The sequence below is a fragment of the Cerasicoccus sp. TK19100 genome (assembly GCF_027257155.1).
GTDB classification, from domain to species: domain Bacteria; phylum Verrucomicrobiota; class Verrucomicrobiia; order Opitutales; family Cerasicoccaceae; genus Cerasicoccus; species Cerasicoccus fimbriatus.
In genome coordinates this window covers 253,342-274,177 of sequence record NZ_JAPWDU010000007.1, presented here as the reverse complement: position 1 = coordinate 274,177, position 20,836 = coordinate 253,342, and the positions used below count along the sequence as shown (strand labels likewise).

At 56.9% G+C, this 20,836-nt stretch carries 22 protein-coding genes; 8 read left to right on the top strand and 14 right to left on the bottom strand.

The window, feature by feature from the left end; translation table 11 throughout:
• Positions 1-146: 146 nt before the first annotated feature.
• Positions 147-647: a cupin domain-containing protein gene (locus O3S85_RS18595; RefSeq protein ID WP_269542365.1), complete on the bottom strand. Its 501-nt coding sequence runs from the start codon at positions 645-647 to the stop codon at positions 147-149.
• 123 nt (positions 648-770) lie between these two features.
• Between O3S85_RS18595 and rpsP the strand changes: the two genes are divergently transcribed.
• The 6 genes from rpsP to O3S85_RS18565 all read left to right on the top strand — a co-directional run bounded on the left by rpsP (position 771) and on the right by O3S85_RS18565 (position 3,899).
• The gene (rpsP, locus tag O3S85_RS18590) at positions 771-1,040 is read left to right on the top strand and encodes a 30S ribosomal protein S16 (RefSeq protein ID WP_269542363.1); all 270 of its coding nucleotides are present in this window, start codon (positions 771-773) and stop codon (positions 1,038-1,040) included.
• Positions 1,041-1,138: 98 nt separating this feature from the next.
• Entirely contained in the window at positions 1,139-1,495 is a 357-nt protein-coding gene (locus O3S85_RS18585; protein WP_269542361.1) for a DUF4926 domain-containing protein, read from the top strand.
• A 36-nt stretch (positions 1,496-1,531) separates the two neighbouring features.
• Complete coding sequence (gene trmD / locus O3S85_RS18580; RefSeq protein WP_269542359.1) at positions 1,532-2,224, top strand: tRNA (guanosine(37)-N1)-methyltransferase TrmD; 693 nt, start codon at positions 1,532-1,534, stop codon at positions 2,222-2,224.
• Between the two features lie 10 nt (positions 2,225-2,234).
• A complete protein-coding gene (gene rplS, locus O3S85_RS18575; protein ID WP_269542357.1) occupies positions 2,235-2,606 on the top strand; it encodes a 50S ribosomal protein L19 in 372 nt (123 codons plus the stop codon).
• A 21-nt stretch (positions 2,607-2,627) separates the two neighbouring features.
• On the top strand, positions 2,628-3,134 hold the full coding sequence (gene rplI, locus O3S85_RS18570; RefSeq protein WP_269542355.1) for a 50S ribosomal protein L9: 507 nt from the start codon (positions 2,628-2,630) through the stop codon (positions 3,132-3,134).
• A 153-nt stretch (positions 3,135-3,287) separates the two neighbouring features.
• Positions 3,288-3,899: a hypothetical protein gene (locus O3S85_RS18565; RefSeq protein ID WP_269542353.1), complete on the top strand. Its 612-nt coding sequence runs from the start codon at positions 3,288-3,290 to the stop codon at positions 3,897-3,899.
• A gap of 208 nt (positions 3,900-4,107) precedes the next feature.
• Here the strand turns inward: O3S85_RS18565 and O3S85_RS18560 are convergent, their stop codons facing one another.
• The 8 genes from O3S85_RS18560 to O3S85_RS18525 form a co-directional block, all read right to left on the bottom strand.
• On the bottom strand, positions 4,108-6,318 hold the full coding sequence (locus tag O3S85_RS18560; protein WP_269542350.1) for a protein-disulfide reductase DsbD family protein: 2,211 nt from the start codon (positions 6,316-6,318) through the stop codon (positions 4,108-4,110).
• Between the two features lie 114 nt (positions 6,319-6,432).
• Entirely contained in the window at positions 6,433-6,870 is a 438-nt protein-coding gene (locus tag O3S85_RS18555) for a hypothetical protein (RefSeq protein ID WP_269542348.1), read from the bottom strand.
• Positions 6,871-6,879: 9 nt separating this feature from the next.
• Positions 6,880-7,149, bottom strand: a complete 270-nt coding sequence (locus O3S85_RS18550) for a hypothetical protein (protein WP_269542345.1) — start codon at positions 7,147-7,149, stop codon at positions 6,880-6,882.
• Positions 7,150-7,270: 121 nt separating this feature from the next.
• The gene (locus tag O3S85_RS18545; protein ID WP_269542343.1) at positions 7,271-8,209 is read right to left on the bottom strand and encodes a UDP-glucuronic acid decarboxylase family protein; all 939 of its coding nucleotides are present in this window, start codon (positions 8,207-8,209) and stop codon (positions 7,271-7,273) included.
• Between the two features lie 29 nt (positions 8,210-8,238).
• A complete protein-coding gene (gene galE, locus O3S85_RS18540) occupies positions 8,239-9,228 on the bottom strand; it encodes a UDP-glucose 4-epimerase GalE (protein WP_269542341.1) in 990 nt (329 codons plus the stop codon).
• Between the two features lie 89 nt (positions 9,229-9,317).
• Positions 9,318-10,295 carry a sensor histidine kinase gene (locus O3S85_RS18535; RefSeq protein ID WP_269542338.1) on the bottom strand — a complete coding sequence of 326 codons (978 nt, stop codon included), beginning with the start codon at positions 10,293-10,295 and terminating at the stop codon, positions 9,318-9,320.
• 54 nt (positions 10,296-10,349) lie between these two features.
• Positions 10,350-12,248, bottom strand: coding sequence for a polysaccharide biosynthesis protein (locus O3S85_RS18530; protein ID WP_269542335.1), 1,899 nt, complete (start codon positions 12,246-12,248; stop codon positions 10,350-10,352).
• Positions 12,249-12,307: 59 nt separating this feature from the next.
• Positions 12,308-13,429, bottom strand: a complete 1,122-nt coding sequence (locus tag O3S85_RS18525) for an aminotransferase class I/II-fold pyridoxal phosphate-dependent enzyme (RefSeq protein ID WP_269542333.1) — start codon at positions 13,427-13,429, stop codon at positions 12,308-12,310.
• Positions 13,430-13,532: 103 nt separating this feature from the next.
• On the opposite strand from O3S85_RS18525, the gene O3S85_RS18520 reads away from it, so the two are divergent.
• Together O3S85_RS18520 and O3S85_RS18515 are read left to right on the top strand one after the other, a co-directional pair.
• Complete coding sequence (locus O3S85_RS18520) at positions 13,533-14,240, top strand: exosortase-associated EpsI family protein (RefSeq protein WP_269542331.1); 708 nt, start codon at positions 13,533-13,535, stop codon at positions 14,238-14,240.
• A gap of 22 nt (positions 14,241-14,262) precedes the next feature.
• Complete coding sequence (locus O3S85_RS18515) at positions 14,263-14,823, top strand: DapH/DapD/GlmU-related protein (RefSeq protein WP_269542329.1); 561 nt, start codon at positions 14,263-14,265, stop codon at positions 14,821-14,823.
• Here the strand turns inward: O3S85_RS18515 and O3S85_RS18510 are convergent.
• The 5 genes from O3S85_RS18510 to O3S85_RS18490 are packed head-to-tail and all read right to left on the bottom strand — an operon-like array spanning position 14,820 to position 20,811.
• A complete protein-coding gene (locus O3S85_RS18510; RefSeq protein ID WP_269542328.1) occupies positions 14,820-17,309 on the bottom strand; it encodes a LuxE/PaaK family acyltransferase in 2,490 nt (829 codons plus the stop codon). The two genes, O3S85_RS18515 and O3S85_RS18510, sit on opposite strands and share 4 nt — an antisense overlap.
• Positions 17,306-18,430 (bottom strand): iron-containing alcohol dehydrogenase, encoded by a 1,125-nt coding sequence (locus tag O3S85_RS18505; protein WP_269542327.1) that lies wholly within the window; start codon positions 18,428-18,430, stop codon positions 17,306-17,308. The genes O3S85_RS18510 and O3S85_RS18505 overlap by 4 nt, the downstream gene beginning before the upstream one ends.
• Positions 18,431-18,461: 31 nt before the next feature.
• Positions 18,462-19,838: a class I adenylate-forming enzyme family protein gene (locus tag O3S85_RS18500; protein WP_269542325.1), complete on the bottom strand. Its 1,377-nt coding sequence runs from the start codon at positions 19,836-19,838 to the stop codon at positions 18,462-18,464.
• Between the two features lie 42 nt (positions 19,839-19,880).
• Positions 19,881-20,108 (bottom strand): acyl carrier protein, encoded by a 228-nt coding sequence (locus tag O3S85_RS18495; RefSeq protein WP_269542323.1) that lies wholly within the window; start codon positions 20,106-20,108, stop codon positions 19,881-19,883.
• A 52-nt stretch (positions 20,109-20,160) separates the two neighbouring features.
• Positions 20,161-20,811, bottom strand: a complete 651-nt coding sequence (locus tag O3S85_RS18490; RefSeq protein ID WP_269542322.1) for an acetyltransferase — start codon at positions 20,809-20,811, stop codon at positions 20,161-20,163.
• Positions 20,812-20,836 lie beyond the last annotated feature (25 nt).

The following is a 20,836-nucleotide window of genomic DNA, read 5'->3' as shown; positions in this document are numbered from 1 at the left end:
ATCCAGACGCGCGATGCAAGGCGAGTTGCGAAGGGAATATTCTAACAATCTGCTTAAGGTAGGGCGCAGTCTCCAGACAAGCCGCCACGTTAGATGGCTTCGTTGCCACTCCACTGGACGGCTTGTCTGGAGACTGCGCCCTACCTTTAACGCGAGAGCCGCAAGATTTCGTCTTTCCACGTGGGATATTCTTCGGCGAGGACCTCGGCATCGCCCAAAACGAAATCTTCCCACCAGAATTCTGGCGTCACCACGACCGACATGAAGGCATAGCCGTGGTAAGAAGTCTCGTCGGTCAGGCGGGCACCTTGCCAGCAGCCGCGCGGAATGATCGACATCGGCTGGTGGCCGCGCGAGAAATCGTTGCCCAGGGTAATTTTTTCGCCTTTGCCGTCCGGGTGGAGGATTAATTGCTCCATCGGGTCGCCCGCGTGCCAATGAAAAGTCTCATTGGAGCGGACCAGGCGATGCATCGCGGAGTAGCCCTCGACCGTAATCAGATAATAGATAATCGACGAAAGACCGCACGCCGGGCCCTTGACGCCGGCCGGAATTTGCTCATCGTCGGTGTAAATACGGCGAAACCAGCCACCCTCATGCGGCAAGGGCTCCAGCTCAAAATCATGAATAATCGATTCAGCGTCCATGGGAGAATAATACGCAGGTTTTCGAGTAAATGCGGCTTGACAGAGGTAGCCGCAACCTATTTTTTCCTCTGTTTTCCATTAATCCAGCACTCGTAACACACTTTTTTCAGTCTAGTTTACATCATGGCACTTAAAATCCGACTCCAGCGCCACGGCTCCACCCACAATCCGGTCTACCGCATCGTGGTAGCTGAAGCGAGCAACCGCCGCGACGGCCGTCACAACGAAGTTCTGGGCAACTACGCCCCGTGCGCACGCGGCAACGACGCCGAACTCAAGCTCAACCTTGAGCGCGTAGATTACTGGGTAGGCGTAGGCGCCAAGCCGACCGACACCGCTCGCACCCTCATCAACCGCGCCCGTCGCGCTGAGGCTGCCGCCGTCGAAGCCTAACGGCAAACAGGTCACCTTTTACCTGACCTCGAATTCTGGCCCCGGCTTCGCGCCGGGGTTTTTTGTTTCATAAGGAAATTATGAATTATGAAAGGTAGATGATGCCGTTTGGTAAATGTCCTGTGTGCGATTTGCACTACCATATTCGTCCAGATGACCCTTTGAATTGGCACAGAAATCATGGACTGGAAATTGGTGAACCGCTTATAAGCGAGTGTTACTTTTGCTGGAAAGAACTGAGCGAGTACGATGCTGTGAAAGTAATTTCCCTGCCAGAGGATTGCCCACAAGCCGTTGAAATTGGTGACACCGGCACCGTTTTGATTAGCCATAATTCAGATCCTGAGAATCTGGCTTTTGAAGTGGAGTGCGTGAATGAGAATGGATCAACCAAATGGCTGGCCACTTTGTATAGGTTCAATCTTCATTATGTGTTTCCACCAAAAGTTTCATAATTCATAATTCTGCATTCATAATTCTGACTTTCCCCCATGCGCTTCGACCTAATTACCCTTTTCCCTCGCATGGCCGAGGGCTACTTGCAGGAAAGCATGCTCGGGCAGGCCGCCAAGAAAGGCCTGCTGGAGATTGGCGTGCACGACCTGCGGGATTGGTCGCAAAATAAGCACAAGACCGCCGACGACCGCCCCTTTGGCGGGGGCGCGGGGATGCTGCTCTCGCCCGAGCCACTGTTTTTGTCGATTGAAGAGGTCGCCACGCCCGGCGCAGAGGTCATTTATTTGTGCCCCGACGGCGAGCCGCTGAACACGCCGCTAGTCCGGGAATTGGCGGCCAAAGAGCACCTGGTTTTGGTCAGCGGGCACTACGAGGGCATCGACCAACGTGTGCGCGATACGCTCATTACGCGGGAGGTTTCGATCGGCGATTACGTGCTGACCAACGGCACCCTGCCCGCCTGTGTGCTCATCGACTGCGTGGCCCGTTACGTGCCTGGCGTTTTAGGTGAAGAAAAATCCTTGACGCAGGACTCCTTTCACGGCACTTTCCTCGGTTTTCCTCAATTCACGCGTCCAGCAGAGTATCGCGGAATGAAAGTTCCGGACGTTTTGCTCAGTGGCGATCACGCGAAAATCGCGGCGTGGAGGCGGGAACAAAGCTATTTAAAAACCAAAGAACGCCGGCCCGACCTGTTGGAAAACACCGACACTGAGGGCCCCCAGTAATTCACCAGTCATGCAAGCCACACTTGAAGAAGTCACCTCGGACCAACTCGACGCCAGCCGCCTAAATTTCAAGGTAGGTGACGGCGTGCGCGTCCACACCCGCGTCCGTGAAGGCGACAAGGAACGTATCCAGATTTTCGCTGGCATCGTTATCGCCCGCAAGGGCTCCGGCATCCGTGAAACGTTCACGGTCCGCCGCATCAGCTTCGGCGAAGGCGTCGAGAAGGTATTCCCGATCCACAGCCCGAACATCGACCAGATCGAAGTCGACCGTGAATCCATCACCCGCAAGGCACGCCTCTACTACCTGCGCGAACGCATTGGCAAGAAGGCGACCGAGGTGAAGGAAAAGCGCCTCATCGAAGCCGGCCGCAAGAAGTAACCCTCGAGACGGAATTTACCAATGAACCAAGACGTTTTACTCCTCGAGCCCGTCGAGAATCTCGGCCACGAAGGCGACCAAGTTTCCGTCAAGGCTGGCTACGCCCGCAATTTCCTGCTTCCGCGCAAGCTGGCCCTGCCAGTCAACCGCGCCAACAAGAAGCACATCGAAGCCCTCCAGGCCCGCAAGGAAGCCCGCCTCGCCCAAGAGCGCGAGCACGCTGAGCAAGTCCTGGCCCGCCTCGAAACCGTTTCCATCGCTATCGCGGTGAAGACCGGTGAAGGCGGCAAGATGTTTGGCTCCGTTACTTCACAGGACCTCGTCGACCGCCTCAAGGAAGACGGCATCGAAGTCGAGCGCAAGCAGCTCAACCTGCACACTCCGGTCAAGACCCTTGGCAAGCACGTCACCAAGGTGAAGCTGCACCCGGAAATCACCTACTCGCTCGAGTGGGAAGTCGTTTCCGAAAACCCGATCGAAGAGACCACCGAGGAAGCTTCCGAAGAGGAAGAAAAGGCCGAAGCCTAATTCCGCTAATATTTTCAGAAACCGTCCGGAGTCATCCGGGCGGTTTTTTTGTGTCCAGTTGCCCGGAGTTAACCGTCGCTTAATGCGGCGTGTGGTATCATAGGCCCACTTTCTCAGGGCGCCGTGGCGTCAATCACCTCAATCAATCCGGCCATGAGCGACACCACTACTATCAGCAAACTCCGCCAGCGACTTGTCGCAAATTCTTTGCCCGACCAGTGGTGGATGGCCAGCAATGGCACCACCGAGCCCCAGCCGCTCAGCCTGCAAACCATCGAGCAAAGCTTTCGCGACAATCCGCAGGGCAATATCCAGGTCTGCCACGTGGAAGACGACGCCTCTGCCCCATCCTCCTGGCACAAGATCACCTACGCCTCGCCGGAGCGCCAAGTCGAAACCCGCGGCCACATGACAGTTTTTCGCAGCGGCGCGGTTAACGCCAGCCGCAAGCTTTCGCTCAAGCGGGAGTCCGCCGATTCCGCCACTCCATTTGAAGACGCATTGGCTGGCATCGTGAAGGCCAACCAGTTCATTTCCAGCCAGATACGCGATCTGCGCCAGCAGATTTACGGCCTGGAGATGCGGTTGGACGCGATCAAAGAAGCCAATGCACAGGCCAAGAAATTCGACGAGCGCGAACGCGCGATTCGCGAACTGGAGGAGGAAATTTACGACAAGGCCTCGGCGCTGGAGCAAGAACGCATCGAGCTAAATCAACTCCGCGAAGAGCTTGACCGACGCCATTTTCACCCGGAGTCCGCATAACGCGCAATCAACGTCTCCCGCCAGATCAAATCTGCAAAAAAATAGAGGCCCCCCTCTCCCAAGGGGGACCTCCCGCCATCTCTACTGTGTTATCATTCCGTCGGGCTTGCGCCCGAGAAAATATTCTCTGATGTAGTGTCTAATCGGAACAAGATTAGTTACCTTTAGCCCCGAATTAATTTTTTTCAAAAAACTTGGCAAAAAAGTTTTAGACACTTTCGTTGCCAATTTCTGCCAACGCCGCTCGGACATTCGAGTCGGTTAAAAGTTCCGGCAAAATCACCGGCTTTTCACGTCCGGGGATGTATAATATGTTGAATGGCACCGCACTACGATCAAACTCCGCCAGCGCCTTGGCGATCTCAGGGTTGTGGTCAGTCCAGTCTGCATTGAGCGTGGCGACATTATCTTTCTGAAACTCGCGCACGAGGTCCACGTCGTTGTAAACACGCTTATTAACCTGGCAGGTTGCGCACCAGCGGGCGGTGAAGTCGATATACACCGGACGCCCCTGCGCCAGGAGCGTTTGCACAGCCTCCGGCGACCACTTTTCCCAGACCAGGAAGTCCAACTGCGCACCACTTTCCTTGGCCTCGGCGATGAGGGCTTCGCGGCGCTCGTTTTCGCTGATTTTGGCGAAGGCAAACGCCATGGGGCCTATGATCAAGGCCAAGGCAACGATGGTCGCCGTCGTCCGCACGCCTTTGGACTTAAGCAGCGTTCCCCAACGGCCATAGACCCAGCAACCCATGGCCGCCAGCACGAGCCCGAAGAGCACCGTGAGCAGCGTGTAAGCCTCCACCTGATCGGCCAGCACCCAGACGAGCGCCGCAACCGTCGCGTAAAGCAGAAAAGCCATGCCTTGCTTGAAAGTCTCCATCCACGCACCGGGGCGGGGCAGCTTGCGCGTGAGCTGCGGGAAAAAGGAAAACAGCAGATACGGGAACGCCAGCCCCAGACCAATCACGGTGAGCAGGATTTCGCGCTGCAAGAAATTGGTCTTCACCAGCGCACCCAGCACGGGGGCCAGAAACGGCGCGGCGCATGGGGCACCAACGGCTACGGCAAAGAGACCGGAGAAAAAGGTGCCAACCAGTCCAGCTTTACTACTCCAGCTAGAACCCAGGCCAACGGCGGATACACCGATCTCAAACAGCCCGCTCAGGCTGAGGCTGAACACGAACACCAGGATGATTAGAAACGTCACAAATTTTGGCGTGAGCCACGAGGCCCAGCCGCCCTCGATCTCACCCGAGCTGACGAAGGTCTGGTGGATCGGCTCGAAAAGCAGCCCGATCGCCCAGAAGCTAACCAGCACGCCCAGCGTGTAGACGAGGCCGTGGACAATTACCTTGCGGTGAGATTCCCCTGCCTGGCTGACAAAGCCCATCACTTTGAGACCAATCACGGGGAACACGCAGGGCATCAGGTTCAAAATCATCCCGCCAATGAACGCCAGGGGGATCAGCGCCACCCAGGAACCGCCTTCGTCGGGGGTGTCGATAATGGGGTCGCTGGTGGTTGGTGCTCCGCTGGCCGCGCCAGAGGTCGCGGCGGTGTTGGTAGCGGTAGTCAGGGTTGGGTCAACCGACAGACCGATCACTTTGCCATCGGGAAGCCAGCCGTTGGCAGCGCGAACAACACCGGGCAAGGAGTCCGGCTCACCGCCATCATAAAATTCGTTTTTCGTCATCACGACCGTGAGTATCCCGTCATCACTGCGCGTAAGGATCTGCTCTGCCGCCGGTTCGATGTAGGAATTGACGGCGAAAAAAGTCAGCTCGCCGGGATTGTGCCCCTGAGCCGAGGCGAGCGGCGTGAGGGTCAGCGTAATCTGATCCCCACTCTGCGACGCCGAGGCAGCCCAGGCATCCGAGAGCGTTTGCGGCCAATTTTCTTCGCGCGTTTCCTTTAAGTCGTTGCTCCACTCAGAAGCCTCGGGCGACTCGGTGGACACCGGCAAATCCAGCGTCAAATCCACACCACCGGGCACACACATCTGGTCATCACATTCCAGCCAATCGGCGCGCGCCTTCAGCTTAAGCTCAGAAAGCGAAGCGCCCTCCTCCACCGTAGCCTGCATCATCAGGAATACCTCGTCTTCGTAGACGTAATTCATGATCCCAGCCTGGTCGAACACCTTGGGCGTCGGCCAATGGATGTCGCCGATGGTGACGCCCTCAGGCAAGTCCTGCCACTCGATGGTGGTCTTGATACCGGCATCGCCTGGGTTGACCCAATAAGTGTGCCAATGCGGGTCCATCTTCATGCGCAAGGCGACCCAGAACGGCTCACCGGGCTGAGCGGAGGTAACGTCGGCGACCAGCTCGGCCTCCACATGCTGGCTACGCTGGGGTGCGGCGGTCAGAGCCGCGACCGCAGTCAGCCAAAGGGCGAATATTCGCAAAAATCGTTTCATGAAATAGATACGTCGCAGGATACTACTCATCCTGACAGCTAAGATACCACATTGTTCGCCATCCGTCGAACGGAGGCCGGGAATTATAACGAGATCGGCCAATGCCTGCTTTGCCTACTCCAGGAACTGGATTGCCATGCCTCGGAATATCGACCGCGAGCGAATGGTGTCCTGGTAAAATAAGCCCCAGTCATAAACGTAGGTCGCCGTGGGATATGTCTCAATCGCGGTCTGGGTGTCCATGATGATCACACCATCCGCGCCAACCTCAGCCGCCTTTTGACGGAACAGCTGAAAGATTTCCTCCTGGTTGGGTAAGCTCTGGCCTGTCGGTATTGTGATGATGCCCAGCTCTCGGTAGCGCCTCTCCGGACGTTGGACCAGAAACAGCGTCACATCCGAAGCCTGCACGGGACCACGCGCGGCCACCCCATTGGCAATAGCAGCCTCGTCTGCTGACAGCGGATTATTAAGCGGCGAATACTGCACGTTATAGCCGCAGCCCGAGAGCAAGGCCGTTGATAAAATCAGGAAGAGCCAACGCATTTTCACACCAATACCCTAGCACGATTCTTCATCATGGCGACTGGAATCGGTGGAGCTACTCCGGGTAAAATAAAAGAGCAGTAAGCTCCATATCCCCGCCAAGGCAAACAGCCAAATCCACAGCACACTGGTGCAGAAGGCAAATACCTGAAACTTCCAGGTGTAAACGATTGCCTTGTCCGTATGTGGTCCAGAGAGGACCTGGTGCGCCGAGTAGAAGAAATGTCCGCAAAGCAAAACGAACCAAGTCAGGCCAGCGATGAAAAATGGACGAGTGGGAATCAATTTTTGCTGATGTGCGTGCACTATAGCTTACAACAATCAACCCGGCGGTTTGTTTCCAATTGAAACAAAAAGACCCGGCGGAATCCAGCCGGGTCTTTGGAAAGCGTGATATGTGTCGCCGCTAGCTGCCCTGCGAGAGCAGGCCGTCGAAGTATGGGATCGTTTTCTTGAGGCCGGCTTCGAGGTTGATGGTGGGCTCCCAATCGAGGAGTTCCTTGGCGAGGGTGATATCTGGGCGGCGCTGCTTCGGGTCATCCGATGGCAGCGGCTTGTAAACAATCTTGGAGCTGCCGCCGACGAGTTCGATGATCTTCTCCGCGAGCTGCTTGATCGTGAATTCGCCGGGGTTGCCGATGTTGACCGGGCCGGTGATGCCGTCCTTGTTCATCAGACGCATCATGCCCTCGATGTTGTCGTCCACATAGCAGAAGGAGCGCGTCTGCGAGCCGTCACCGTAGATGGTGATGTCCTCACCACGCAGGGCCTGGCAAATGAAGTTGGAGACCACACGGCCGTCCTCCGGGTCCATGCGCGGACCGTAGGTGTTGAAGATGCGCATCACGCGGATGTCGACTTTGTTCTGGCGGTGGTAGTCGAAGAAGAGCGTTTCGGCGCAGCGCTTGCCCTCGTCGTAGCAAGAGCGGATGCCGATCGGGTTGACGTTGCCCCAGTAGGACTCTGGCTGCGGGTGGACGTTGGGATCGCCGTAGATTTCCGAGGTCGAAGCCTGGAGGACGCGAGCATTTACGCGCTTGGCGAGGCCGAGGCAGTTGATAGCGCCCATGACGGAGGTCTTAATCGTCTTGATCGCGTTGTATTGGTAGTGCACCGGCGAGGCGGGGCAAGCGAGGTTGTAGATCTGGTCAACCTCGGCCTTAAAGGGGTCCACCACATCGTGGCGCATGAACTCGAAGCGATGGCTGTCGAGCAGGTGATCGATGTTCTTCTTTCGGCCAGTAAAGCAGTTATCCAAGCAGATAACGCTGTGACCTTGGTCAATTAATCTTTCACAGAGATGACTGCCGAGGAATCCGGCACCGCCAGTAACGAGAACTCGCATAGTAGTATATTATTTCAGTGTTTCAGCAATTAATCTTCGTAGCCGCGCGGGTGCGCGGAGTGCCAGCGCCAAGCTGTTTCGACGATCTTGTCGATGGTGTCAAATTCGACCGTCCAGCCTAGCTCGGTTTTCGCCTTGGAGGAGTCGGCAAACAGCGCAGGCGGATCGCCGGGGCGACGCACATCCTCGACAACAGGGACCGTCTTGCCCGTAACGCGCTCCACCGCCGTGATGACTTCGCGAACGGAGTTGGGCGTGCCGGTGCCGAGGTTGTAGAAAAAGGATTGGCCGGGCTCGCTGAGCTTGTCGAACACCGCAATGTGCGCACGGGACAGGTCGTCCACATGGACATAGTCGCGCAGGCAAGTGCCATCGGGCGTATCGTAGTCCGTGCCGAAAATTTTGATGTTCTCACGCTTGCCGACGGCTGCGTCGATGATCAGCGGGATCAGGTGGGTTTCCGGCTGGTGGTCTTCGCCAATGGAGCCATCTACCGAGGCACCCGCAGCATTGAAGTAGCGGAACGCGGCAAACGACAAACCGTAGGCATGGCTGAGCGCCTTCAGGATGTTTTCCACATCGAGCTTGGTCTGGCCGTAGGGGTTGATCGGTGCCTGCGGCAGGTCCTCGGTCATCGGGAGCTTCTCCGGCACGCCATAGGTGGCACATGTCGAGGAGAAGACGAACTTGTTAACGCCTGCCTCGTGCATGGCCTCCAACAGGCGCAGCGTGGCGACGACGTTATTCTCGTAGTATTTGAAAGGCTCAGTGACGGACTCGCCCACATAGCAGTAGGCCGCGAAGTGCATGACCAGCTCAATCGACTCCTGCTTGAGCAGTTGGCCAACGAATGCTTTGTCGCCCAGGTCACCTTGGAAAAAGGGAACCTCCGGCTGCAGAGCGCCCTTGTGCCCGTAAACAAGATTGTCCAGGACAACCGGTTCGTGGCCCGCCGCAATAAGCTGACGGACGCAGTGACTGCCGATGTATCCAGCGCCTCCAACGACCAAAACTTTCATAAGGGGCCAGTGAATGCCAAACCCTACCCCCGAAGGCAACCCCAAAGGCGCTACGCATATGCGCCATTGTCGTCACAATAGACGCGATGCTACACAGCGGCCTGCTCAGGCTTTGAAGCTTCTCTGGGGAAGTTTAAAACAAATTTCGCGCCACCCAGGCAGGACTCCTCACAACAAATATCGCCGCCGTGCATGCGCATCACCGCGCGCACGGAAGCCAAGCCCAGACCGGAACCTTCCGGGTGCTCCGAATAATACGGCGTGAAAATCATCTCCCGCTTTGGTGCCGGCACGCCGGGCCCATTGTCTTCCACCAACACGCAGACAGCTTGGTCGCAATCGAGGGTACTGATCCGAACAGTCGAATACTCGCCCGCATGGCGCGACACGTTGAGGAGCAAGTTGAGCAACACCTGAAAATAAAGGTGCCGGTTGATCGGCACCGACACATCCCCTTTGCTAATAAACTCAATCTTCAATCGCGAGATAGGGTGATCATTGTCGATGAATTGAATGACGCGCTCCGACTCATTTTTCAGGCAGCGCACTTTGAGCTCTCCCGGCTGATCGGCATGACCACCGCGCACCAGCCTGCGATTCAGCTCCATCAGTTCATTCAGCGCTTCCTCAACGGTATTCATCAAGGCAGACAACCGGTCGGGGTCCAACCCGCGCTTCATCAAGTCCACCGACATGCGGGCGGCAGTTAGCAAATTATTGGCGTCGTGGCCGATCGCGCTGGCCAGCAAGCCCACCGATGCGCGCTTATCCAAGGCCTCAATGGAGCGTCGCTGCTTCTCAATCTCCACACATTGGCGGGCGATCATTCCCATCAAATAACGGCTCCCCAAAAAAATCCCTACCCCCGTTACCAAAATAAACAACAAGCCTTTCGTTAGCTCAACCAGCAAAGCGCCTTCACTGGCGTCAAACGCATCCGATACCGCCAGCGTGGAAACAACAATGTAGAAGCCGGAGAGCAATATATAGCTTCCAGCCATGATAAGCGCCAAGACAGAAGGGCTGCTCTTGGCACTCCAGTTAAGAGATGGTTCGGCGATGCACACAAATATGCATCCTAATAATCCAATATCAACTGTATAAGGTCTTTTTCCTACAATTTACGCCTGGATCGCAGCGCTTACCTCAGAATCCTTATCCGTCTCTGGGGCAATGAATTCCGGCAATATGATTCTGACCGCTTCCCGAATCGCATTCGCGTCACGTAAATTGATGGCGTCCTGAATACTCGCCATTAACCGTGCGGCCTCTTCGGCAGTTAGCGGCGGAGCCGTGAGTCGGTAAACGCGCGGGTGCGTCGTGTGGTCGTGGATCTCGGCGTCGTAGCTGAGCTCTTCGAATAATTTTTCGCCGGGGCGCAGTCCGATAATCTTCACCGCGATATCTTTGTCTGGCTCCAGCCCGCGCATTTCGATCATCAGCCGGGCAATGTCCAGCACCTTGAGCGGCTCGCCCATATCGAGCATAAATATCTCGCCGCCACTGCCTTGTGTCGCGCTTTGCAGCACCAACCCGACCGCTTCGGGGATCGACATAAAATACCGCGTCACGTCAGCATGAGTCACGGTCACCGGCCCGCCCGCAGCAATTTGCTTTTCAAAAATAGGCACGACGCTGCCCGAAGAGCCGATCACGTTGCCAAAGCGCACCGCGAGGAATGCCGGACCTCCTTTGTCCCTGGGTCTGGCTTGGATCAATTGCTCAGCCAAACGCTTAGAGGCACCCATCAGGCTCGTCGGGTTAATTGCCTTATCCGTCGAAATAAACACCATGCGCTCGGCCCCAAATTTCTCCGCCAGCTCGGCCAACTGGTGGGTGCCCAACGTGTTGGTTTGCAGCCCTTCCCCGGGATACATTTCCATCATCGGCACATGCTTCAATGCGGCCGAGTGAAAGATCACCTCCGGCGTCTCGTTTTGAAAAACGGTATGCATGGCCGAGAGGTCCCGCACGTCCGCCAAAACCGCATTCACGCAGCTACCGTTATCCTCCTTGCGCAGGCGTTGCTCGATCTGGAAGAGCGAAGGCTCGGAGCTGTCCAGAAGCAACAGCTTGCTGGGCCCCATGGCGAGGATCTGGCGAGAAAGCTCGCTGCCGATGCTCCCCCCTGCCCCCGTCACGAGCACACGCTTGCCACTGAGTAAGCGATGGATGCGCGGCAGATCGATATCCAGCGAATTCCGCCCCAGGACGTCGTCCAGCCCGACAGGCCGTATCTCTTCCACCCGCAGCACGCCATTGGGCATCTCCTGGGTGCTCGGGACAATGAAAAGCGGCACGTGCAAGCGGCGACATTTCCACACCAGCTGTCGTACCTGCTCTGCCGGGAGCTCCGGATCGGTGATGATGATGCGGTCGGGATCAAACCGGCGGCAAACGCTCTCCAGTTGATCAATGCCTCCGCCCACGGGTGCCCCTTGCCAATGCTGGCCATCACGGAATCTACCCCGTGAGTCGACTACGCCAACCACCCGCATGCCCAGTCCACGGCGGCTGCGCGTCTGCTCGATTAATTGGTAAGCCAGAAATCCGGTTCCTACGGAAACAACCCGCGAGGCCCGCACCGGCAGCTCGGAGAGATTACCCGTCAGGATGTGCCGCAGATGCGCCGATAGCGCCATGATACTGCAAAGCGTGGTAAAGAGGAACAGCCCGTTGATAAAGATCACCGAGCGCGGGGCCGTCTTGTCCCCCGAGAATATAAACCACAAATACAGCAGAAAGCCCGACAGTAAGGCAACCGCAGTGCCGACCCGGCAAAAGTCCCACCAACTGAAGCGCGCTACCAGCGGCGAAAACAATCCCAGCGCATAAAACACGATGTATTCCAGCGGCAGGATCCACTTCATCGTGTGCCACATACGTGCTTCCCAATTCACCGGCTCCGTCGGTAAGTTAAACTCAAAGCGGATTTGGTAGGCTAGAAACAGCGAAAGCAGCGCAGCAACGACGATCAAAGCGCCGTGGATGATTCTGGTTCTGCGAATGCCGCTCTTCATGGGATGGGATTATGGAAGCAAGGGAAATTCTGTTGGTCAAAGAATGTCGTTTCCGCGGCTCACATTTGCAAGCATCGCTTCGCCACTGCAATGACCCGGCTCTGCTGCTCATCTGACATCACACTACCACTGGGCAAACACAAACCCGTTTCATAGAGCCGATCCGATACGCCATTCAGGATTCTTTCGTATTTTTCGCACACCGGCTGACGGTGCATTGGTCGCCATACGGGGCGAGCTTCAATGTTCTCTCGCTCCAGTGCTTCAATCAACTCTAGTGAGGTGCACCCAGCGTCTTGGAGGGTGAGACATGTCAGCCAGCGGTTGCATTGCCCCCAGCTTGCCTCTGGCATAAATGAGACACCCTCGGCCTGCAGCTCCCCGGCATACCGAGAAAAAATCTCCCGCCTGCGCTTAATCATTCCTTCAAGGCGTGAAAGCTGCCCCTGCCCCAGGCCGGCCAGCAAATTACTCATTCGGTAATTGTAGCCGGTGTCTTCGTGCAAATACTCACGCACCGGCTTGCGCGCCTGTGTCGATAAGTAGCGTGCGTGTTCGGCAATCGAGGCCTCATTGGTCAGCAAGGCACCACCACCGGAAGTAGTGATTAGCTTATTCCCGTTGAAGGAAAGCGCGGCGACCTTACCAATCGAGCCCGCCCCCCGCTGACCGTGCGTGGCCCCTAAGGCCTCGGAAGCATCTTCGATGATCGTGACGCCATATTCCAGGCACAACGCTTCAATTGCCGCGTAGTCCGCGCATTGCCCATACACGTCGACGACCTGAATTGCTTTGGGCAATTGGCCCGCAGCGGCATCTCGCTTCAGCAAGTCTGCCAGCAGATTCGGGCACATTTGCCAGCTACGGGCTTCACAATCAATCAGCACCGGCTCAGCACCGCAGTAGCGAATGGCGTTTACCGAAGCGACGAAGGTCAATGTGGAGCAATACACGCGGTCTCCCTCGCCAACGCCTGCTTCGAGTAGCGCCAGGTGCAGCGCCGCCGTCCCCGAGGATAGCGCCACCGCATGCGCAGCCCCCGTCACGGCGCATAAACCGTCCTCAAACGCTTTCAAATGCGGCCCCACCGGTGCCACCCAGCCAGAATCAAACGCCGCCATCAGTGAATCACGCTCGGCGGTGGACATATCAGGCGGGGAGAGGTAAATGCGGTCGCTCATGGAAGATCAAAGTTACGGTTGAAAGTTTGGAACACCTCGCCAATAATACCATCTCTATTTGCACAGCTTTTGGCTGTCATTTTCCATTCCAGCATCCAGCACCATGCGCAAGTTTTTACTCATTTTTGGTATCGTCATCGCCTTGGGCAGCCTGTCCGCCTTGGCCTATACGACCTTGTTCTACACACCCACCAAAACCATGCACGGTGACTTGAAGGAGCAGCTGGTGTCCGAATTTGACGGCTGGGAGATTGAAGAGCAGCCCCTGGCCGAGACCGAAGCCATGCAAGAAACCGTCGAAGGCATTTTGAACTTTTCGCAGGCGGTTTACCGCACCTACCAGCGCGGTGGCACCACGATCGGCGTCTATGTCGCCTACTGGGAGCCTAAAATGATGCCTGTGCGCCTGGTGCAATCTCACACGCCGGACGTCTGCTGGGTCCGCAGTGGCTGGGAAATGCATCCCGAGGAAAGTGGCTTTTCCGTGAACTGCCAACTGGAGGGCCAACCGCTCTTTCCGGCCGAAATGCGAACGCTCTCCAAAAGCAACCACACAGAATACGTTGCCTACTGGCATGTGCTGGGCGACCATATTTACGTAAATCGCTCGAAGGCCGGCCAGTGGGACCGCTGGGACCCGATCAAAACACTTTTTGTTTATGGCCTGCATCAGCAGCGTGAGCAATTCTTTGTCCGCATCAACAGCAACCGCCCCATTGACGAGATCTGGGACACCCCGATGATGCAGGAAATCCTCAAGGATTTGGCCGATCTCACCCTCACGCCGCCGGAAGCCCCGGAGCAAGCCTAGTCCAAACATAGAGCCCGCATGGATGAGCCAACTCGACATTCAAGGCAATCGCTCGGGACGCCATCATTCCAGCTCCTACATTTTTAAGCGGGCCCGCTGGGAAATCAGCCGTATCCTTTTCCGGCTAACACCCACCCCGCTTTTCGAATTGCGCTCCACGATTTTACGCATGAACGGCGCGCAGATTGGCAAGGATGTGCACATCCACCCCGGCGCAATCATATCCTACCCTTGGAACCTCCAAATCGGAGATGAGTCGAGTATCGGCGAACGCGCCTTTATCGATAATCACGGTGACGTGACCATTGGGCAGCGGGCGACGATTTCCCAATGCTCCCACCTTTGCTCGGGCACCCACGACTACACCGATCCGACGATGCCTTTGCTCATGCCACCGATTAATATTGGGGACGACGCTTGGGTCTGCGCCGGGTGCTTCATTGGTCCGGGAGTCAACATTGGCACTGGTGCCGTCATTGGAGCACGGTCCATCGTGGTGAAAAATGTTGCTCCATGGATGGTGGCGGTCGGTCATCCAGCTAAGGAGATTAAGCGACGAGAGCTCAAGGAGAAGACGACCTAAACCGGCCCACCCAGCGTATACCACTTGACCAAGCGCTCCAGCGGGAACAAGCCATCCCAAGGTGCCTCAAACAAGGTCATCCGTCCAATGTCCGGAAATCGCTCGGCACCGCGTCGCGAGGCGCATTGGACGAAGTGCAGGCGCGGCTCCCCTTCCAGCGCCAGACCAATGGTCTGGATGCCATCATGGACCAGCGGCAAAATTTCGTCGATACGATCAACTTCGCGTATCGTGATGACGCGCCCATAACAGGGCGAAGCCAACTCAGCACCAGCATCATCCAGAATGACGGTCCATGCCGTGCCTTTTGAGCGCCACACGCGACCGGTCAGCTCGCCTCGAATACGGCGGGCTTCCACGCGCGAAGCATCATCCGGTGAAATCGGTGGCGGGGGAAAACGGACCAGGGCTTTGTCCAGCTCCGCCGCCAAGAGAACGGCAAAGTCTTCGGCAGATAAATTTTCTCCGCGCTCGATAAATATCGTGTGAGGCGAGGCGCAACCAGTTTGCTCAAACACGCAAACATCCGTCGCCGCACGACGCGCCAGTCGCTTAATCTTGCGCTCCTTATCGAAGGCGGATTGCCCAATCACCATAAAGGAAAGCTTTGGCCCAAAGAGGATGTCCTCGGCGGTAACTTTGCGTGGCAAAGTAGCTACCGACTCGATGGCCTCGCGTCCGCCCCATGCCAGGCGCACATCCGCCGCGCTCGAAATTGCTTGTGCTGAAATCGAGTCCTCCCGGTCAAAATATACGACCGCAATCGAGGCCAAAATGTCGTCGCCCAAAAGCTCGCGCCCGCCCGGTGTGACAACCTTCAAGCCACGGAATGCATCCAACAACATCGGCAGCACGCGCGTGAAACGGCTGGCCGCCTTGATCAGGTTTGCGTTACGCGCTAAGATGGATTGCACCAGCGTCAGCATGCCGAGCACCGGCACATTCCCCGCGAGCCAGTGCACGACCAAGCCACGCTGACGGGCACCGAGATGCCGGACGCGTGATCCGGCAATGGGCAACGGACCATCCAGATAGCCACGCCGTCCGCGCAAGCTCTCGTCCGCTAGTCGCGCCAATCGCTCCGGCCGGCACCATGAGCTCAGAAACAGCAGCCCTTGCTGCCGCAATTCGCGCAACTCCGAATCCGGTTCCGCCCAACGGCGGGCAGCCGCGCTGATGATCGCAATCAGATCATCCACGGAATAATGGTCCAACCTCTTGCGACCTTTTTTCAAGCGCTCCACCAACTGTGTAACCGAGTCAACTTGCGGCAGCGATTCCATACTCAGCGGGGCATCCCAACGCCCCTGTGAGGCCGGAGCGTGATCGAACGAAAACAGCAAACGCATGTCTTGTTCTCGCGCGCTGCTACGCGCTTGGGCAGCGGCAACTTTGTCGCCCAGAATATCGCCACAGCCGCGGACTTCGGCATTTTTAGCGCGGCCAAGCACCCGAAAACGCGCACCATGCCAATCACCGGAGTCATCGCGACTGGTGATCACGCCGATGTCATCCGTGAGCACCGAAATGCCCGGGTAGCTGTAGGGCAAAGGTGTTAAAAACTGCAACAGCCCGACCTCGCCATCAGCGCATGGCTCTAGCGTTTTGGGATCACGCACAATGACTTCGGCAAACGCCGGCACCATTTTATCGCCGCTTGGCGCGTCTGGATAGGTGACGCCCATCTGCTCGGTGAAACCATAGAAGTCGACAACGTTCTCCGGCGAAATACCAAAGACGAGCTCTGCGCAACGGGCAAACTCCTCCTTCGAAACAGCGCGATCAGCCAGCTTTTTCCAGCCACCCAAATGCGCCAGCTTCGAACCGGCAGGCAAGGGCAACCTGATGCCTTCCTTCGCCAACGGCTCCAGCGCCATCGAATAAATCAAGTAAGTAAAGCCGAACAACAAAACCGGCTCACTGGATGAGCTCCAAGATTTTGACAAATCAGCCAATACTTTGCGTTGCAAAGTTAATACACCTTCTTGAGGCGACATCGCGTAGTGAACCTCGCGCGCAAGATTGAGGAAGCCCTGCACGGCTGCACTGCGGGCCCCCATTATCCCGCGGCCACTTCGCGGATCGGCATCAAACACAATCAGTGGCCGCCGCTTGGGCCCCAACGCGGCACCCAACACACCGGCCAAGGCACGAACCTGCCGTTTCGCCGTAACGCCGTCAATCGGCGTCGTGCTTGGCATGCCGCTGGTGGCGGAAGATTGTAGCTTCGTCTTAATCTGATCCTCTGGCACCGACCGCAACAGGTCCGCCGAATCCTTAAACGCCTGCACGGGCAGGTAGGGAAAATCCGCCAGCGACTTAAACTCCGAATCACGGTTCAACCCACGACCGGCACAGAAACGCGCATACGCCGCACAGTTATCAACGTGGTGGCGGTATGCCTCATGCATCGCCTCCAACAGCCGCTGAGCTTTTTCGGCAGAAGGCAAGCTATAGGGTGGCGTCTTGATCAAGTTCTCAATCATCGCGCACTTTCCAGCACGGCACGAACCGCATCTTCGTTGACTTCCAGAGGGTTAAACTTCGCACAAGGATCGTCGGCCGCACCTTTGGCAATCTCCGGAATCTTTGCGTAAACTTTGTCTGACAAAGTATCCAGCGACAGCTCATCCGCTAGCTGCTTGATGCCAGCAGCCAAGGCATCCGCGTCAGCAAATCCGCACTTTCCGGCCAAAGTATCATACTTCGCTCGAGCGGCTGAATCACGGCAGTTGAATTCCATAGCCGCCGCCAATAAGCGTCCGGTAGCCGCACCATGCGCCACGCCGAAATCACCCAACTGGTGCGCAATGGCATGGCCGATGCCCGGCACTTTCTGGTTTTGCACCCATCCGGCCAGCAGCGATGCATTGAGCATCGCCAGGCAGAGCGTTTCATTATCCGGACTTTGATAAAACTGTGGCAAGAGCTGCAGGATATCGCCCGCCGCTTTTTCCGCCAAAGCATCGGCCAGTGGATTATTCAGCCGTGAGGCGTAACTCTCCACCGCATGCGCCAGTGCATCCATGCCCGCATTAGCAATGACGCTCGGGGCACAGCCCAAGGCCAAGCGTGAGTCGAGAATTGCAATGTCCGGCAACAGTTCATGCGAAACGATCGCTTGCTTGGCACCACTTGCCTCATCAATAAGCAAAGCCGAGGAGCTGACTTCCGAACCGGTGCCAGCGGTGGTCGGCACCGCAACGAACTTTGCTTTGCCACGCAAAGTTGGCAGCCCGCCCATCAGGAAAAGTCGCTCTCGATCAACGGCCGGATGCTCGTAAAAAATCCAGGCAAGCTTCGCACCGTCGATCACCGAACCACCGCCGATGGCAATGATCCAGTCAGGCCAAAATGCTTCCACTTGCGCCAGCACCGGTTTGAGTGTCGCAAGCTTCGGTTCGCCTTTGGGCATTTCGACGAGGCGCACGACCTCCGCTCCAATCGATCGCTCAATAAGCGCCGCATGATTGGCCAATACCGAGCCCGATGCCAAGACCATTGCCCTCGAGGCGTCCAGCGCACGCAAGGCTCCCAGCGATCCCGAACCGCTAAAGATCTCGCCCGCCGAAACAAACCGGGGCAATGGCAATCGAATTTGAAGCATAGCGAGATTGAATACGGTTACCCGGTGAACGTCAAATGCCAGCTATGGGCAACTCTTTGCGTTTGAGCTTGCCGCTATCCGTCCGCGGCAGACGCTCCAGCCGCCGGAAGACTTGCGGCGTTTCAAATATCTGAAGCACTTCACGACAATGCCGGACCAAGGAGTCTTCATCCAAATCCTGATCGCTCACGTAGAAAGCCGTAATCACCTCAGCGCCGACCACGGCACATTCTTTGACCCCCGGATAACTTTCCAACCGGCGCTCCACATCCATCGGGTTCACTTTGTAGCCGCCGATGTTGATGGTATCGTCCAACCGCCCGGCGATGTAGAGATTCCCCTCGTTGTCAAATTCTCCGAGATCGCCGGTGTGCAGTTCCCCGTTAATTATTTTTTCCTTGGTCAGACTGGCGTCATCCCAATAGCCGGGAGTGAGCGTGGGGCCGCCAATCAAAACTTGGCCATCATCGTCCAATCGCATCTGCACGCCCGCCATTGGCTTGCCCACCGAACGATAGCGAGCCGGCCCCTCCTGCGACAAGGAAATGAAGCAGGAGCGCGACGCCTCAGTCAGCCCGTAGTAAACGAGGATGTTTAAATCGGGCAACGCTGCTTGCAACTGGGCCGCGCGCTCGGGCGGTAATGGTGCCGAATTAACCACCATGAAGCGCAAGTTTTTCGCACGCTCTTTGAAAACTTCCGCATATCGATCAAGCAGCAAAGACACCCCCATCGGCGTAGTCGGGAAGCCAGTCGCGCCAAATGATTCGATCGCCTTCAGCACCCGCCCAATGCGCTTCAAACCAGGCTCCAAATATACTGCGCCACCTGCCAACAAGTTACAATACACGTGGCCGAGCCCAAAGTTGTGCGTCAACGGCAGAGTGATGACTTCGCGATCAGTCGGCCGATAACCCACAAACTCGATGATGTTCGACAGCGCGGCCAGGATGTTGGCGTGCGTCAGCATCACCCCTTTGGGGCGGCCCGTTGTTCCCGTGGTAAACATCAAGGCCGCGAGGTCTTCCGGCTGTCGCTCAGCCGGATGCGCCATAGGTGAATTTTCAAAGATCGCCTCCCATGGCGAAGATTCACTCAGCACCACTCTCGCCCCCGTCCGCTCGATAATCGCGGAAATTTGTGCCTCGGGCAGCGCGGGATCCAAGGGCACCACTACCGCTCCGGCAAACTGCCCCCCGAACAATGCGACAACGAAGCGGGCACTGTTTGGCAGGCAGACCACCACGCGATCTCCGGCCGCGACACCTTGCTCCAGCAACCAAGTGCCAACGCTAGCAGAGGCGGTCGCCAAAGACACGTATGTGTAAGACTCACTCGCGTCAGCAACGGCAAGAGCATCAGGCCATTGCGAAGCACCGCGGCCAATGATATCAGCTAACTTTTGCAAGGCCGCCAGAGGTTATGGTTTCGGCAACTACGCCGAAAAAGACTAAGCCTGATATCGCCGAAGCGCATCTTGAAAATCGCCCACCGTTTCCAAGTCAACGGCATCGGCAACATCGAAAGTGATACGAAACTCTTTTTCCACAGCCATGATCAGATTCATGTGCGCCAGGGAATCCCACTCCGGAATATCGCCCGCGCCGAGTTCTTCCGAGTATTGGCCGGGCTCGATTTTTAACTGAGCGATGATGAGGTCTCGAAGCTTTTCTTCCATTTGCTCAATGCGTGTGGTTTTCCGTGGATAAGTCAAGGGCGGGCCGCTGCGATCATTTTCGCTTAAAAACAGGCCGCCCCGGCATCGTGGCCAGCGTCACCCCAGGCTCGACATCCATGGCGGCAAAGGTGTTTGCGGAAACGCGGGCCCAATCACCAATCTTTACACCAGGATGCAGCACGGCGTTACTCCCTAAAAATGCCCCCTGCCCCACCTGACATTGGCCGGTAACGACAACGCCCGGGCATAGCTGTGCAAAGTCCTGAACCTGCGCCTCATGTCCCACCACTGCCGAGACGTTGATGAGCGCATGGGCACCCACCACCGCCTCCGGCGCAATGGATACAAAGTGGCCGATAAAACTGCCCGCACCGATGGACGCATCGGTCGCGACTTCCGCCCGTGGGCTGACCAGTGTGGCTGGCACAAGGCCCGCGGCAGTCAATTGCTCCGCGATTCGCTGGCGCACCGCGTTGTCACCAATAGCGATATGAAAAGACGCGCCAGCCGGCACTTTGCTGACCGCTTCAAGGGGCGAACCAAGCACGGCATAGCCGCCCATGCGTTCACCAACGGCGACGCGATCGTCAGCCAAACCAGCGATCTCCCAATCCGCCGCGCCAGTTGCATTCATCGCATTGGCCAGCCAGATGACCTCCAATGAAAATCCTCCGGCACCGATGATGAGTAGTGGTGTTGCCATGTTAAAAGCGTCGTTGTTTGTCCGG

Excerpts from the sequence above, each read along its gene's own strand:
- trmD (WP_269542359.1), top strand. The coding sequence starts at position 1,532 with ATGCGCTTCGACCTAATTACCCTTTTCCCTCGCATGGCCGAGGGCTAC.
- rplS (WP_269542357.1), top strand. The coding sequence starts at position 2,235 with ATGCAAGCCACACTTGAAGAAGTCACCTCGGACCAACTCGACGCCAGC.
- rpsP (WP_269542363.1), top strand. The coding sequence starts at position 771 with ATGGCACTTAAAATCCGACTCCAGCGCCACGGCTCCACCCACAATCCG.
- O3S85_RS18515 (WP_269542329.1), top strand. The coding sequence starts at position 14,263 with ATGAGCCAACTCGACATTCAAGGCAATCGCTCGGGACGCCATCATTCC.
- galE (WP_269542341.1), bottom strand. The coding sequence starts at position 9,228 with ATGAAAGTTTTGGTCGTTGGAGGCGCTGGATACATCGGCAGTCACTGC.
- O3S85_RS18560 (WP_269542350.1), bottom strand. The coding sequence starts at position 6,318 with ATGAAACGATTTTTGCGAATATTCGCCCTTTGGCTGACTGCGGTCGCG.
- O3S85_RS18490 (WP_269542322.1), bottom strand. The coding sequence starts at position 20,811 with ATGGCAACACCACTACTCATCATCGGTGCCGGAGGATTTTCATTGGAG.
- O3S85_RS18525 (WP_269542333.1), bottom strand. The coding sequence starts at position 13,429 with ATGAGCGACCGCATTTACCTCTCCCCGCCTGATATGTCCACCGCCGAG.
- O3S85_RS18505 (WP_269542327.1), bottom strand. The coding sequence starts at position 18,430 with ATGCTTCAAATTCGATTGCCATTGCCCCGGTTTGTTTCGGCGGGCGAG.
- O3S85_RS18595 (WP_269542365.1), bottom strand. The coding sequence starts at position 647 with ATGGACGCTGAATCGATTATTCATGATTTTGAGCTGGAGCCCTTGCCG.
- rplI (WP_269542355.1), top strand. The coding sequence starts at position 2,628 with ATGAACCAAGACGTTTTACTCCTCGAGCCCGTCGAGAATCTCGGCCAC.
- O3S85_RS18585 (WP_269542361.1), top strand. The coding sequence starts at position 1,139 with ATGATGCCGTTTGGTAAATGTCCTGTGTGCGATTTGCACTACCATATT.
- O3S85_RS18565 (WP_269542353.1), top strand. The coding sequence starts at position 3,288 with ATGAGCGACACCACTACTATCAGCAAACTCCGCCAGCGACTTGTCGCA.
- O3S85_RS18495 (WP_269542323.1), bottom strand. The coding sequence starts at position 20,108 with ATGGAAGAAAAGCTTCGAGACCTCATCATCGCTCAGTTAAAAATCGAG.
- O3S85_RS18510 (WP_269542328.1), bottom strand. The coding sequence starts at position 17,309 with ATGATTGAGAACTTGATCAAGACGCCACCCTATAGCTTGCCTTCTGCC.
- O3S85_RS18545 (WP_269542343.1), bottom strand. The coding sequence starts at position 8,209 with ATGCGAGTTCTCGTTACTGGCGGTGCCGGATTCCTCGGCAGTCATCTC.
- O3S85_RS18520 (WP_269542331.1), top strand. The coding sequence starts at position 13,533 with ATGCGCAAGTTTTTACTCATTTTTGGTATCGTCATCGCCTTGGGCAGC.
- O3S85_RS18530 (WP_269542335.1), bottom strand. The coding sequence starts at position 12,248 with ATGAAGAGCGGCATTCGCAGAACCAGAATCATCCACGGCGCTTTGATC.